The sequence below is a fragment of the Pseudophaeobacter sp. EL27 genome (assembly GCF_900313025.1).
Taxonomy (GTDB): domain Bacteria; phylum Pseudomonadota; class Alphaproteobacteria; order Rhodobacterales; family Rhodobacteraceae; genus Pseudophaeobacter.
On the sequence record NZ_OMPQ01000011.1, the window covers coordinates 355,245 to 369,515 of the forward strand.

The 14,271-nt window shown below is 59.7% G+C and carries 15 protein-coding genes; 4 read left to right on the forward strand and 11 right to left on the reverse strand.

Annotated features, from left to right (window positions below):
* The first annotated feature begins 253 nt into the window (after positions 1-253).
* Positions 254-1,126: an SDR family oxidoreductase gene (locus ED661_RS14105; protein WP_122074547.1), complete on the forward strand. Its 873-nt coding sequence runs from the start codon at positions 254-256 to the stop codon at positions 1,124-1,126.
* Between the two features lie 3 nt (positions 1,127-1,129).
* Positions 1,130-1,450 (forward strand): hypothetical protein, encoded by a 321-nt coding sequence (locus tag ED661_RS14110; protein ID WP_122074548.1) that lies wholly within the window; start codon positions 1,130-1,132, stop codon positions 1,448-1,450.
* 125 nt (positions 1,451-1,575) lie between these two features.
* Here ED661_RS14110 and dxs read toward each other — a convergent pair whose 3' ends face one another.
* The 7 genes from dxs to ED661_RS14145 all read right to left on the reverse strand — a co-directional run bounded on the left by dxs (position 1,576) and on the right by ED661_RS14145 (position 7,565).
* Positions 1,576-3,504 (reverse strand): 1-deoxy-D-xylulose-5-phosphate synthase, encoded by a 1,929-nt coding sequence (gene dxs, locus ED661_RS14115; RefSeq protein WP_122074549.1) that lies wholly within the window; start codon positions 3,502-3,504, stop codon positions 1,576-1,578.
* A 41-nt stretch (positions 3,505-3,545) separates the two neighbouring features.
* Entirely contained in the window at positions 3,546-4,409 is an 864-nt protein-coding gene (locus ED661_RS14120; RefSeq protein WP_122074550.1) for a polyprenyl synthetase family protein, read from the reverse strand.
* Between the two features lie 4 nt (positions 4,410-4,413).
* Positions 4,414-4,659: an exodeoxyribonuclease VII small subunit gene (locus ED661_RS14125; protein ID WP_054461847.1), complete on the reverse strand. Its 246-nt coding sequence runs from the start codon at positions 4,657-4,659 to the stop codon at positions 4,414-4,416.
* Positions 4,656-5,582, reverse strand: a complete 927-nt coding sequence (locus ED661_RS14130; protein ID WP_122074551.1) for a histone deacetylase family protein — start codon at positions 5,580-5,582, stop codon at positions 4,656-4,658. The genes ED661_RS14125 and ED661_RS14130 overlap by 4 nt, the downstream gene beginning before the upstream one ends.
* A 125-nt stretch (positions 5,583-5,707) precedes the next feature.
* Complete coding sequence (locus tag ED661_RS14135; protein ID WP_122074552.1) at positions 5,708-6,193, reverse strand: hypothetical protein; 486 nt, start codon at positions 6,191-6,193, stop codon at positions 5,708-5,710.
* Between the two features lie 137 nt (positions 6,194-6,330).
* Positions 6,331-7,032 carry a response regulator gene (locus ED661_RS14140; RefSeq protein WP_122074553.1) on the reverse strand — a complete coding sequence of 234 codons (702 nt, stop codon included), beginning with the start codon at positions 7,030-7,032 and terminating at the stop codon, positions 6,331-6,333.
* The gene (locus tag ED661_RS14145) at positions 7,029-7,565 is read right to left on the reverse strand and encodes a MarR family winged helix-turn-helix transcriptional regulator (RefSeq protein ID WP_254054842.1); all 537 of its coding nucleotides are present in this window, start codon (positions 7,563-7,565) and stop codon (positions 7,029-7,031) included. Before ED661_RS14145 ends, ED661_RS14140 begins: the two co-directional genes overlap by 4 nt.
* A gap of 172 nt (positions 7,566-7,737) precedes the next feature.
* Between ED661_RS14145 and ED661_RS14150 the strand changes: the two genes are divergently transcribed.
* Entirely contained in the window at positions 7,738-8,604 is an 867-nt protein-coding gene (locus ED661_RS14150; RefSeq protein ID WP_122074554.1) for a branched-chain amino acid aminotransferase, read from the forward strand.
* Between the two features lie 209 nt (positions 8,605-8,813).
* On the opposite strand, the gene ED661_RS14155 is transcribed toward ED661_RS14150, so the two are convergent.
* Complete coding sequence (locus ED661_RS14155; RefSeq protein ID WP_122074555.1) at positions 8,814-9,755, reverse strand: DMT family transporter; 942 nt, start codon at positions 9,753-9,755, stop codon at positions 8,814-8,816.
* Positions 9,756-9,850: 95 nt separating this feature from the next.
* Between ED661_RS14155 and ED661_RS14160 the strand changes: the two genes are divergently transcribed.
* Positions 9,851-11,356 (forward strand): malonyl-CoA synthase, encoded by a 1,506-nt coding sequence (locus ED661_RS14160; protein WP_122074556.1) that lies wholly within the window; start codon positions 9,851-9,853, stop codon positions 11,354-11,356.
* Positions 11,357-11,395: 39 nt separating this feature from the next.
* On the opposite strand, the gene ED661_RS14165 is transcribed toward ED661_RS14160, so the two are convergent.
* The 3 genes from ED661_RS14165 to aroC are packed head-to-tail and all read right to left on the reverse strand — an operon-like array spanning position 11,396 to position 14,126.
* Entirely contained in the window at positions 11,396-12,340 is a 945-nt protein-coding gene (locus ED661_RS14165) for an AEC family transporter (protein ID WP_122074557.1), read from the reverse strand.
* The gene (locus ED661_RS14170; RefSeq protein WP_122074558.1) at positions 12,337-13,023 is read right to left on the reverse strand and encodes an HD domain-containing protein; all 687 of its coding nucleotides are present in this window, start codon (positions 13,021-13,023) and stop codon (positions 12,337-12,339) included. The genes ED661_RS14165 and ED661_RS14170 overlap by 4 nt, the downstream gene beginning before the upstream one ends.
* Entirely contained in the window at positions 13,020-14,126 is a 1,107-nt protein-coding gene (gene aroC, locus ED661_RS14175) for a chorismate synthase (protein WP_122074559.1), read from the reverse strand. Before aroC ends, ED661_RS14170 begins: the two co-directional genes overlap by 4 nt.
* Positions 14,127-14,271 lie beyond the last annotated feature (145 nt).

The following is a 14,271-nucleotide window of genomic DNA, read 5'->3' on the forward strand; positions in this document are numbered from 1 at the left end:
CGGCCCCAGCATCCAGCACCGGCCCATGGCCACCCGCCGCGACAAAGGCCTGCGCGGTTTGAAAGGGCAGGTGGTAGCTGAGTCATCATAACTTGCGGCCCATTGCGCATAGAGCCGCCGGGATTGTTCTGGCGAGGCAAGATCATAGGCGGCGGCGAGATCTGGTTGTTCATCTGTCATGGGGTCATCAAAGAGTGGTGAAGGATTCGAATCAAGCCTTGCGCGGCTTGGCAGTTCCGCTCAAGTAGAGGTCATGCAGAAAACACTTCTTTGTCTTGGATATGGCTATACTGCGCGCAGCCTGGCGCCGCAGCTTTTGGCGCGTGGCTGGCGGGTGATCGGCACGGCGCGTGAGCCGGTGGAGGTGCCGGGTGTGGAGATGATTACCTGGCCTGACGAGGAAATCTCTCTGACCGGAGTTACCCATGTGCTGAGCTCGATCGGCCCGGGCGCCTTGGGTGATCCGATACTGGCAGCTCTGCACGATGAGATTGCCGCTGTTGCGACTGATCTCGCGTGGTTTGGCTATCTGTCGACCACGGCCGTTTATGGCGATAGGGGCGGCGATTGGGTGGATGAGGCCACGCCAGTCGCGCCAACCAGTGAACGCGGAAACTGGCGTGCCTTGGCAGAGCGTCAATGGCAAGAGATCCCGGATCTGCCGCTGCATATCTTTCGTCTGGCTGGGATCTACGGTCCCGGGCGCGGCCCCTTTGCCAAGCTGATGGCGGGCAAGGCGCGGCGCATCGTCAAACCGGGGCAGGTGTTTTCGCGCATCCATGTGGAGGATATCACCCAGGCGCTGCTGGCCTCGATGGACCAGCCCAACCCGGGCGGGATCTACAACCTCTGCGATGATGACCCGGCGCCGCCGCAGGATGTCCTGGGCTACGCGGCAGAGCTGCTGGGCCTGCCCATACCTGCCGAAGTGCCCTTTGATGAGGCGGGCATGACCCCAATGGCGCGCAGTTTTTATGGTGAGAACAAACGTGTGCACAACAACCGCATCAAGTCCGAACTGGGGGTGGAGCTGCTCTATCCCAGCTATCGCGAGGGGTTGCGGGCCGTGCTGGCGGCAGAAGATATGGAGGCGTTTGTGCCGCCGGCTGAGCCGCCAGCGTTGTAGAGCATGGGCATTTTGCATCTGATCTTTGTATTGTTGAACTTCAGGACACTGCGTCGCCTTTACGGACGTGTAAATGATGCGTCTCCCGGTGTTCTGGACCAGCTGTGGCAGCAGCAGTCATTCACGCGTCGCATTGATGTTGCTCTTGGTCCCGCGGTGTTTACAAAACTGGCAATGTTGATGAACTTGGCGGTTGTGAACCCGGATCGGTTGCCGGTTCATCTTTTGGGTGATGAGCAAATTGCCAGACTTGTGCGTGCGCTGAACGATCGAGGGTCAGCCAGTGTTTATCGAGTCTTCTGCAAAGTCACTGGCTATAACTAGGTTTGAATACCTCGCCCGCACACTTGCGGCCCTGCCTGCCCGTCAAACCGAAGGTTTGACTCTGACACAACAGACAGACGCATTTTCGCCTCCCCAGGCAGTCTCAGACCTATTGTTTGCGCAGATTAAGCCCGCTTTTCCCCGATCTGCGCCACGCCCAGAACTTCCAGCACCTTGGCTTCGATCTGCGGTGCGTTCATGGCGGCGGTCTCGTACATGTCCTTGGGGCTGGCCTGATCGATGAAGGTATCGGGCAGCACCATGGAGCGGTATTTGAAGCCCGCGTCAAAGACGCCCTCATCCGACAAAAGCTGCGCCACATGGCTGCCAAAGCCGCCCACGGCGCCTTCTTCTATGGTGATCAGGGCTTCGTGACCTGCCACCAGATCCAGGATCATCTCGCGGTCCAGCGGTTTGGCAAAGCGGGCGTCGGCGATTGTTGGCGTGATGCCCTTGGCAGAGAGCGCCTCGGCAGCCTTTTTGACCTCGCCCAGACGGGTGCCAAAGGAGAGCAGCGCGACGCGCTTGCCCTCCTGGATCATCCGGCCCTTGCCGATTTCCAGCAGTTGCGGTTCCTCGGGCATTTCGACCCCTTCGCCCTCGCCACGCGGATAGCGAAAGGCGATGGGCCCTGCATCAAAGGCGGCGGCGGTATGGACCATATGCACCAGCTCGGCCTCGTCCGCGGCGGCCATGACCACCATGCCGGGCAGGTTGGCCATAAAGCCAATGTCGAAAGATCCCGCATGGGTGGCCCCATCGGCACCGACCAGACCGGCGCGGTCGATGGCAAAGCGCACAGGCAGGCGCTGGATGGCGACGTCATGCACCACCTGGTCATAGCCACGCTGCAGGAAAGTCGAATACATCGCGCAGAATGGCTTCATTCCGCCCGCCGCCAGGGCAGCGGCAAAGGTGACGCCGTGTTGTTCAGCAATGCCCACATCAAAACAGCGCGAGGGGTAGCGTTCGGCCATCAGCGCCAGGCCAGTGCCATCGGGCATGGCGGCGGTTACGGCGCAGATCTTGTCGTCCTTGGCGGCGAGTTTCACCAGCTCATCACCAAAGACTCCCGTATAGGAGGGCGCGTTTGAAGGCGTTTTGTGCTGTTTGCCGGTGACCACATCAAATTTGGCGGTGGCATGGCCCTTGTCGCGGGCGGCCTCGGCGGGGGCGTAGCCCTTGCCCTTTTTGGTCAGTACATGGATCAGCACCGGGCCCTTGGCGCGGGCCTTGACTGTGCGCAGCACTGGCAGCAGCTGGTCCATGTCGTGACCATCAATCGGCCCGACATAGGAGAAGCCAAAGGATTCAAACATGGTGCCGCCCACAGCCATGCCTTTCAGCATGTCCTTGGCGCGTTTGGCGCCTTCTCGGAAGGGTTCCGGCAATAGCGAGGCCGCGCCCTTGGCCACGGCCTTCAGCTCCTGGAAAGGCTCTTCGGCATAGAGCCGTGACAGGTAGGACGACAGGGCGCCAACGGGGGGAGCAATGCTCATCTCGTTGTCGTTGAGGATCACGATCATACGCTTGTTCAGATGGCCGGCGTTGTTCATCGCCTCAAAGGCCATGCCGGCCGACATCGAGCCATCGCCAATCACCGCGATTGCCTCACCCAGGCCTTCGGGCACAACGCCGCCCAGGTCGCGGGCAACCGAGAACCCCAGTGCTGCGGAGATCGAGGTGGAGCTATGGGCCGCACCAAAGGGATCGTAAGGCGACTCACTGCGCTTGGTGAACCCCGACAGCCCGCCCTTGGTGCGCAGGGTGCGGATACGGTCGCGGCGCTCGGTCAGGATCTTGTGGGGGTAACTCTGATGCGACACATCCCAGATCAGTTTATCCCGAGGGGTGTCAAAAATCGCATGCAGGGCCACGGTCAGCTCAACCACGCCCAGACCGGCGCCCAGATGACCACCGGTGGTGGACACCGCCGAGATGGTCTCCTGCCGCAGCTCATGGGCCAGTTGTACCAATTGGCTGTCACTCAGCCCCTTCATATCCGCAGGGCGCGCGATCTGGTCCAAAAGCGGGGTAGAGGGCCGGTCAGACATGGTATTTCCTTGTGGCGGGCGGGGCAAAATTGGCCCCGGTGTCAGCTGTCTCGCGCAATAACGAAGCGGGCGGCCTGCTTCAAGGTTTCTCCCGCATCCCCGTAGGGGGCGAGGGCGGCACAGGCCTCGTCGATCAGATCCCGCGCGCGTTGTTTTGCGGGCTCCAACCCCAAGAGCGAGACAAAGGTTGCCTTGCCGGCATCGGCATCCTTGCGCAGGGCTTTGCCGACCTTTTCCGCGTCTCCTTCAACATCCAAGATGTCGTCGGCAATCTGAAAAGCAAGACCAAGGGCAGTTGCATATTGCCACAGGGCGCGGGAATCGTCACCGGCAATCACCGGTCCAACGGTGGCCGACCAGTTGATCAGGCAGCCAGTTTTCCGGTCTTGCAGGCGGGTGATTTGCTCCAGTGTCAGCGGGGTGCTGGCGGTTTCGGCATCAATATCCAGCATCTGCCCCTGCACCATGCCAGAGTGTCCAGCCGCGCGGGCCAAGAGCCGGATGAGCTCCAGCGCATTGGGGCCAAATTTACTGTCGGCCAAAAGGTCAAAAGCCAGGGTTTGCAGCGCATCGCCGGTCAGAACGGCGGTGGCTTCATCCCATTTCTTGTGGATAGTCGGCAGGCCGCGGCGCAGATCATCATCATCCATGCAGGGCAGGTCATCATGCACCAGGGAATAGGCGTGAATGCACTCGATGGCGACGGCTGCATCCAGGGCGGCCTCGGCATCAACACCGTGCAGGCGGGCGCTTTCCAATACCAAAAAACCGCGCAGCATCTTGCCGCCAAGAACGGCATGCAGCATCGGTTTGCCGAGGGTGGCGCCCACAGGAATGATAGCATTCAAGCGGGCAGAGATCTCTTGTTGCGCCTGTTTCAGCGCCTCGGTGAACGGGACAGCCATGCTGTTAGCCAGCGTCCAGAGCCTGGGTTGCAATCGGTGTGCCGCTGGCATCCAGCGTCAGAGAGGCCACCTTTTCTTCGGCGCGTTTCAGTTCATCTTCGCAGCGCTGTTTTAACTGTGCCCCACGTTCATAGAGCGCGATCGAGGCATCCAGTGCCACATCGCCACGTTCCAATTGGCCAACAACGGTTTCCAGCTCGCGCATGGCCTGTTCAAAGCTCATCTCGTTCACGGGTGTTTCGGTGGTCATGTCGCTGCCTTTATCAATTCTTCCACATGCCCACGGGTGGCCTGCGCTAGCGCGTTCAGATCATATCCGCCTTCCAAAGTCGAGACGATACGACCCTGGCACAGCTCCTCTGCCAGAGCGCACAGCTCAGCCGTGAGCCAAGCAAAATCCTCGGTGCTCCAGTTCAGGCTGGCGAGCGGGTCATCGCGGTGCGCATCAAAGCCTGCCGAGATGATGATCAGCTCCGGTTTGAAGGCGCGGATGCGGGGAAAGGCCTGCCCCGTGTAGGCGGCGCGCATCTCTGCCCCTCCCGATTCGGGGGGCAGTGGCATATTGAGGATCTGACCATGCACACCGTCCTCGTCCACACGGCCAGAGCCTGGCCAAAGCGGCATCTGTTGGCTGGTCACAAACAGTGCGCGGGGCTCATCCCACAAGAGGTCCTGGCTGCCATTGCCGTGATGCACGTCAAAATCCACCACCGCGACCCGATTCAGCCCGTGATGCTCCAGCGCATGTTTGGCAGCCAGCGCGGCATTGCCAAAGAAGCAAAAGCCCATGGCGGTCTCGGTCTCAGCATGATGTCCCGGCGGGCGAATGGCGGCAAAGGCGTTCTGCACCTCTCCGCCCAGGACCATATCCACCGCACGCACCGCAGCGCCCGCTGCGCGAAAGGCTGCATCCAGGGTTCCCGGTGACATAAAGGTATCCCCGTCGATCTGCACATAGCCCTCGCTGGGATGGGCAGAGCGTAGGGCGCGCAGGTGATCCACGGGATGAATGCGCAGGATATCATCCTCGGCCACCATCGGCGCGGAAACCCGCTTCAGATCCAAGGGCTCCAGCGCATGCAGGATATGTTCCAGTCGCGCCACCTGTTCGGGATGTCCCTCAGGTGTTTCATGGCGCAGGCAGTCAGCATGGGTAATCAGGGCGGTGGTCATTCAGCGTGTCCCAGGAGTGTGACAAGAAAAGGATGTCTTCAAGTTGATATACCTAAGGTTCAAGGGGCAGAGGCCACAAGATGCAACTCTGAATTATTCCGCCATGCAAAATACGCGCAGAGAGATTAGCCCATTTCTTCCTGGCAGGCGATGGCAGCCTCTAGCCCGGCGTAAGATCCCTCCAGGTCGATTGCCATGACCTCACCCTGTTCATTGTACAGGGTCATGGTGTATTTCTGCGCCAGATCGAACAGGAAGTCCGGGTTGGAAAAGGCGATATCGGCGCCTGGAACATCGTTCAGATAGATACCGGTTGCCTCCCCCTGATACTCCTCACTGTCCAGATCAAAAGCGATCGGGTAGGTCACGCCTTCCTCTATACCCTCCCAGGCTTCATTAAAGGCTGTCACATAGCCGTTGCCTTGGTTGCGATCAAAGCCAATGCGAACCACGGAGCCATCGCTATAGGCCGCCTGGATCAGGCAGCCATCCCCCAGCGATGAATCGATCATTACATCCCAACCACCGGCTTCCCCCCAGTAGTCTAGTTCCTGTGCCTGGACCGTAAGTGGCAGAAGGCAAGCGACGGCGGCCAGTTTGAACAATTTCATTGATCTCTCCCATGCTGCGTCTCCCCTTTGTCGGAAGCTCAAGGGAAACTAACACGATTCCAAAACAAAATGGTCAAACAAATCTATCGCCGATAGGGGCAGCAAGAGGTTGAAGCATTGGCAAAGGAGGCAGATGGTCAGTCGGGCGCCAGCATATAGCCTGCGCCCCGCACGGTTTGCAGGTACTGGGGTTGCTTGGGGTTTGGCTCGATCTTGCGACGCAGCCGGGTGATCTGAACATCTACAGCGCGCTCCTGCGCTTGGCCGCGATCTCGGCCCAGATCCTCAACCAGTTTGGCCCGGCTCACGGCCTCGCCCGGGCAGGCTGAAAAGATCTTCATCAGCTGGCTTTCGGTGCCGGTCAGCCGGACCAGATCATTACCCTGCCACATCTCCCCGCGCTCTATGTCATAGCGAATTTCGCCCAGGTGCAGCACCTTCGGGGCACTATCCTGCGCCGAAGTATCCGGCACCCGCCGCAGGATCGCATTGACCCGCAACAGCAGTTCCTTGGGTTCAAAGGGTTTGGGCAGGTAGTCGTCTGCCCCTGCTTCAAAACCGGTAATGCGGTCCTCGGTTTCGCCCTTGGCAGTGAGCAGCAGGATCGGCGTCGACATGGTTTCGCGCAGCGATTTGGTCAGCGAGATGCCATCCTCGCCCGGCATCATTACATCCATAATGATCAGATCAAAATCCAGCCCCGCCAACACCCGGCGAGCATGGGCGGCGTCACGCGCCGCAGAGACCAAAAACCCGGCCCGCATCAGGAATTTCTTCAGCAAGCCGCGAATGCGCTCATCGTCGTCTACGATCAACAGATGTGAGTCAAATGTGCTCATGATCCGGTTTCCCGCAAATTGATATAGGCCCGGCGCATATCGGCATCCATCATGGCTTCCAGTACCTTCTTAAATCCCTGCACGGCTTCGGGCCCGGCATCCTTGTAGGCCGCACGCATGCGGGCGCGCTGGGCATCGGAGAGTTTTGCCTCCAGCTGTCTGCCCGCGTCGGTGAGGTGCAGATGGCGCTCGCGTTTGTCAGTGACGCCCACCCGGCTTTCGACCAGCCCGTCGCTGATCAGGGTGCGCAAAACCCGGTTGAGCGATTGTTTGGTGACGCCCAGAATGGTCAGCATGTTGTTCACTGTGGTGCCGGGGGCGCGATTGATAAAGTGAATGGCCCGGTGATGGGCACGGCCATAGGACATCTGCGCCAGAATGCGGTCGGGGTCAGCGGTAAAGCCGCGATAGGCAAAGAACATTGCCTCGATCCCCTGCCGTAGCTGCTCATCAGTCAAAAACAACAGGCTTTCGCCGCCAAATGCCTGACTCGATCGCCCCATTGACCGCCCGCGTGAGTCACCCTCTGTCATGGTGCTCTCCCTTCTACTCGCCTTAAGTGCCTAACGGGCAGTTTATGTCAGCTATATTGACATTCCAAGAGTGAAGATGTATCGAATCGCAGCTTTGGCGCAACAATATGTCCACATCGGCCATTTGTTGCGCAACTTGTGAAAATACTAACTGCTTTGAGGAGGCTGTGGCATGGCTGGATATGATGATCGTGACGGCTTGATCTGGATGGATGGAGAACTGGTGAACTGGCGCGATGCCAAGGTGCACGTCCTGACCCATGCGATGCACTATGCTTCTTCTGTCTTTGAGGGCGAACGCGCTTATAACGGCAAGATCTTCAAAAGCCGCGAACATTCCGAGCGCCTGATTGCAAGCGCCGAGGCGCTGGATATGCCGATGCCCTACTCGGTGGATGAGATCGAGGCCGCAAAGGAAGAAACCCTAAAGGCCTCAGGTCTGCAGGATGCCTATGTCCGTGCCCTGGTCTGGCGTGGCTCCGGCGAGGACATGGGGGTTGCCTCGGCTCAGAACCCGGTGCGCATGGCCGTGGCGGTCTGGGGATGGGGGGCCTATTATGGGGACGCCAAGATGGAAGGCGCCAAGCTGGATATCGCTGAGTACAAACGTCCCAGCCCGGAAACTATTCCGGTGCATGCCAAGGCCGCAGGTCTCTATATGATCTGCACAATCTCCAAACACAAGGCCGAGGCCAAGGGCTGCTCAGATGCCTTGTTCATGGATTATCGGGGATATGTCGCCGAGGCGACCGGCGCCAACATCTTCTTTGTGAAAGATGGCGAAGTCCACACGCCGCTGGCAGATTGCTTCCTCAATGGTATTACCCGGCAAACTGTAATCGGCATGCTCAAGGAAAAAGGCATCACCGTGCACGAGCGCCGTATCCTGCCCGAGGAAATGGAAGGGTTTGAGCAGTGCTGGTTGACCGGCACCGCTGCTGAGGTCACCCCGGTTGGTGAAATCGGCCCCTACACATTTGAGGTTGGAGAGATGACACGAGATATTGCTGCCGCCTATGAGGCCTTGGTGCGTAGCTAACTGCATCTGCTGTTGTTAAAATGAAAAAGCGCGGAAGTCACCTTCCGCGCTTTTGCTGTATGCGCACCTGACGGTGCGGTTGTCGCCCTTAGCAATTTCATTTGGCCAAAAATATCCCGGAGCGCGAGGCAGAGCCTCGCAATATGTCCCGATCAAGGATGGTTTTCCCGTTTCGGAGGTTCCTGCCGTTAACCGGAGCACAGAGGGCTTCAACCGCCTTTGGGGTCGGTAAGAGACTTCGCCTTACCACGTACCAACCCCAGGCGGCTTTCGCGCCAGATCACCAGGACATTGCCAGCAATCACTAGGCAGGCACCGGCCAGCATGACAGCGGTCGGCCATTCTTCAAACCAGACATAGCCAAGAACAATTGCAAAAAGCATCGAGACATAGTCATAGGGCGCCAGCATTGAGGCCGGGGCGAAGCGATAAGAGGAGGTGACAAGGATCTGTGCGACGCCACCAACCAGCCCTGCTCCAATCAGTAAAAGCAAAGTCGTGAAATCAGGTATGACCCAGCCAAAGGGCAGGGTCAGCAGGGACAGCAGTGAGGCGGTGACAGAAAAGTAAAATACGATGGCGGCTGTGTGCTCTGTCATCACCATGCGGCGAATGTGAATCTGCACAAAGCCGCGTGCCACCGTGGCTCCCAAAATCAGCAGGACGCCGACAAAGGCGGCGCTGGACATATCCATACCACCAGAGAGCCGCGGGTAGATCATGATCAGAACCCCGAGAAGTCCAATGCCTACGGCACTGATACGGATCAGGCGAATGCGCTCACCCAGGAACACCGCGGCCAGGATCAGGGTAAAAATCGGCGTGGCATAGCCAATGGCCGTGACCTCTGGCAGGGGCAACATGCCCAGCCCCATAAATGTCATCGCCATCGCCGAGGTGCCAACCAAGCCGCGCAAAATGTGACCCATGGGCCGTTGCGTCTTTAAATCGTTTTTCAAATCGCCCCGCATCGACAGCCAGACAACAATGACGGGAATAGCAAAAAACGAGCGAAAGAACACCGCCTCGCCAGCTGGGATCACCTCCGACACCGCCTTGATCAGTGCGGAAAGACCGGTAAAGAGACCAATGGCCACGACCTTTAGGGCGATAGCGAGCATAGGTCGATGCGATGTTAAGGATGTGGCCATGGGCCGGACCCTGCGCCCCTGCGACAAAAAGATCAATGGGTTGATTTCCCTATCAGCCCCGGCGCAGATTGCGGCAAACCTTGAGGAGCCTGCAGATGTACGATGCCAACCACCTGATTTCCCGACTGCATAGCGCCTCAAAGGGGCATGAGACCCGCAACTTTGCCACCTTCCCTGCCCGTGCCAGCGTTACCTTTGGAGAGTTGTTCGCCGGGGCAGAACGCAACGCCGCAGCCTTGGTGGCCCTGGGGGTTCAACCCGGGGACCGGGTGGCGGTGCAGGTGGAAAAAACCATCGAGGCAATCCAGCTCTATTTGGGAACTGTCATGGCAGGGGGCGTCTTCCTGCCGCTCAACACCGCCTATACGGTGCCGGAAGTGGCTTATTTCCTGGGCGACGCCACACCGCGTGTGGTGGTTTGCGATCCCGCGCGCCTGGAGGACATACAGGCCATTTCCGGGGCGGCACGGGTTGTGACTCTGGATGCCAAGGGGCTGGGGACGCTGACGGATTCGGTCGTGGGACGCGGCGGGTTTACTCCGGTGCCGCGGGGGCCGGACGATCTGGCGGCAATCCTTTATACCTCAGGCACCACCGGGCGCTCAAAGGGGGCGATGCTGAGCCATGGCAATCTGGCGTCCAATTCGCTGACCCTGCGGGACTATTGGCAGTTCACCAGCGCGGACGTGCTGATCCACGCCTTGCCGATCTTTCATACCCACGGGTTGTTTGTCGCGACCAATGTGGCGCTTTTTGCCGGGGTGCGGGTGGTGTTTCTGTCGGGTTTCAACGCGGATCAAATCCTCGAGGCCATGCCGCAGGCTACCGCTCTGATGGGGGTACCAACCTTTTATACCCGTCTGTTGCAGGATCCGCGACTGACGCCAGAGCGAGCAGCGAATATGCGGCTGTTCATCTCGGGCTCTGCCCCCTTGCTGGTGGACACCCATGAACAATGGCAGGCGCGCACCGGGCACCGCATTCTGGAACGCTACGGGATGACCGAAACCAATATGAGCACCTCAAACCCCTATGAGGGCGAGCGCCGTGCTGGCACTGTCGGCTTTCCGCTGCCCGGAGTCGAGGCGCGAATCGTGGATCAGGGTCACGAGGTCGCGCGTGGTGAGACCGGGGTTCTGGAAGTGCGCGGCGCAAATGTGTTCCGGGGTTATTGGCAGATGCCGGAAAAGACCGCCGAGGAGTTGCAGGCTGATGGCTGGTTCATCACCGGCGATCTCGCCCGGCAGGACGCGGAGGGCTACATCACCATTGTCGGGCGGCAAAAGGATCTGGTGATCACCGGCGGCTTTAACGTCTATCCCAAAGAGGTTGAAAGCCTGATTGACGATCTGCCCGGCGTGTTGGAAAGCGCGGTGATTGGCGTGCCGCATCCCGATTTTGGTGAGGCCGTGGTGGCCATCGTGGTGGCCTCCGAGCCTCAGAACATCAGCGCCGACAAAATTGCCGAGGCCCTGTCGGATCAACTGGCGAAGTTCAAACAGCCAAAGAGGATCGAGCTGGTCGCGGAACTGCCGCGCAACACCATGGGCAAGGTACAGAAAAAGGCACTGCGCGAGGAATATGCAGATCTGTTTGCCTAAGAGGCACTTCTGAGGCGGGCGAAACCTCTGGCCTCCCAGTCAGGCCAGCAGCCAGAGCAAGGCCGTGAGCGTGACAAAGGCGCAGCTGGTTCCGGTGAGCATGGCCAGGCTGGCGGCGCCCTCCAGCCCCTGGCGCTGGGCCAGGACCGTGTAGATGCCAAACATTGGCATGGCCGCTGATAGGATCACAGCACTGTGCAGTTCCGGTGTCAGGGTGATCAGCCCCAGCCCCAGCAGGATCGAAGCCGCCAGAGCCACCAGTGCCGGGTGCAGCAGTAGTTTTGAGGCGCTGATCTGCGCCGCAAGCGAGCGATTGCCATGCAGCGGCAATCCCACCAGAGAACCACCGATGACCAAAAGCGAGACTGCCCCGGCGGAGAGTGCGAGCATGTCAATAAATCGCATAAAGGGACCGGGCAGCGGCAGACCGATGAGCGAGACCACCAGCCCCAGTGCCAGACCAATCAACATGGGCATTTTTGCCAGATCCAGCAGGATGCGTCGCAGCCGTGCCCAGATCGGTTGATCTGCGCTATTGGCAGCGAGCTCGACCAGGATCAGGCAGACAGGGACCAGCAACAGATTCTCCACCAGCAGGTTCAGAGCCAGGATGATGCCGGCCTGATCGGGAAAGGCGAGCAGCATGATCGGATAGCCGACAAAGGCATTGTTGGGACAGGTAGAGCCCATCACCCCCAGCGCGCGGCGCTTGGGATCGGTGCCGCGCAGGCTAAACAGCCCATAGGAGATTGCGACCGTTGCCAACCCGCCAAGCGCATAGATCAGAACATATCCGGGCTGAAATACCTGCACCGGGCTGCGCGCTGCCACGGCAGAGAAAATCAGTGCAGGCAGGGCAATGTTGAGCACATAGCGCCCAAGGACGCGCATATCACCTGCGCTGAACCAACCCTTCCAAACCACCAGATAACCCAGCACCAGGGCTGCATAGATGGGGAAGGTAATGGCGAGGATTTCGATCATTTCAGCAGGTCAGCCCAGTGATCGGGTAGCTCGGTATCCATTTCCTTGGCCAGTTGCCGCAGGTAGGCCAACATCAGCCGGGCGCGTTTGCGGGCGATCTTGTGGCCCTTATCTGTGGCCATGTCACCGGGCAGCTTCAACAGCTTCAGGTGCCAGTGATCAATCGACCAGGTCTGATCATCCAGGGGGCGGTTGGCGGCAAAAGGGTCATCCGCATCACACAGCGGACGGTCAATGGTGCCTGCCACCATGAATGTCCGGGCAATACCCACGGCCCCCAGTGCGTCCAGCCGGTCGGCATCGCGCAGGATCAGCGCCTCGAGGCTGTTTGCAGGCAGCCCGGCCGAAAAACTATGGGCCTCAATCACGTGCTGGGCGGCGGTGATTTCATCTGCTGAATAGCCCAGATCCGCCAATATAGGCTCTGCTTTTTCTGCCGAGAGCTTTGAGGCGGTCTCGCGCTCAGGGTGGTCTTTGGGCAGGTTGACCAGATCGTGCAGATAGGCGCCCGCGATCAGCACCCGCAGGCTGGCACGGTTTGGATCATCCTTGTTTTCATCGAGGGCTATTCGATGAGCATTGGCCCAGACCCGGTCCAGATGGGCGATGTCATGGGCTGGATCCTGCGCCATTTGCACTTCGGCAATGCGGCGCAGTTTCGCCTGCAAATCTTTCAAGGTCATGCGCCGATGGTGCCCTGGTTGGTGCCGATCTGGCCGCGATGCAAGAGCAGATGATCCAGGATCACGCAGGCCATCATCGCCTCGGCCACCGGCACCGCGCGGATGCCAACACAGGGGTCATGGCGGCCCTTAGTGATGACTTCGGCGGCGGTGCCGTCTTTGCGGATCGATTGGCGCGGGGTCAGGATCGAGGAAGTCGGCTTGACGGCAAAGCGCACCACCACATCCTGGCCTGTGGAGATCCCCCCGAGGATGCCGCCGGCATGGTTGGAGGAATAGACCGGTTGGCCATCGTTGCCCATGAAGATCTCATCGGCGTTTTCAGACCCTTTGAGGCGGGCGGCATTCATGCCTTCGCCGATTTCCACGGCCTTGACGGCGTTGATCGACATCATCGCGGCAGCCAGATCGGTGTCGAGCTTGTTATAAACAGGTGCGCCAATACCGGCGGGAACACCGCGGGCGACCACTTCAACCACGGCGCCAACAGAATCATGGGCTTTGCGCAGGGCCTGGAGGTAGTCTTCCCAATCCTGCACTGCACCGGCATCGGGGATCCAGAAATCATTCTGGCCGATGGCCTCCCAGTCAAAGCGGGCGCGGTCGATTTCCATCTCCCCCATCTGTGTCATGTAGCCGGTGATCTCCAACCCCGGAACCAGCGCCTTGATGGCTTCGCGCGCCACCCCGCCTGCGGCGACACGGGCGGCGGTTTCACGCGCCGAAGAGCGGCCACCACCGCGATAGTCGCGGTTGCCGTATTTCTGGAAATAGGTGATGTCGGCATGGCCGGGACGGAAGGTCTGGGCGATATCGCCATAATCCTTGGAGCGCTGGTCGGTGTTTTCGATCATCAGCTGGATCGGCGTGCCGGTCGATTTGCCCTCAAAGACACCGGACAGGATCTTGACCGCATCGGGCTCGTTGCGCTGGGTGGTGTTTTTATTCTGGCCCGGGCGGCGCCGATCCAGCCACTGCTGCAACATCGCAGGATCCAGCGGAACATTGGGTGGGCAGCCGTCCACGGTTGCACCGAGCGCGGGTCCGTGGCTTTCACCCCAGGTGGTGACGCGGAAAAGATGGCCAAAGCTGTTCATCGACATGGGGCGGGTCTCCTTTGCGAGATGTGCTTAGCGAGGCTGAGGCCATGGCTCAAGGCCTATTGCACTGCAATACCTGCTTGCTGGCCGGGAATGGGGCGCTGCCCCCGCCGCCCCAGGGGCGGCTCCCCCGGGATATTTTGGCCAA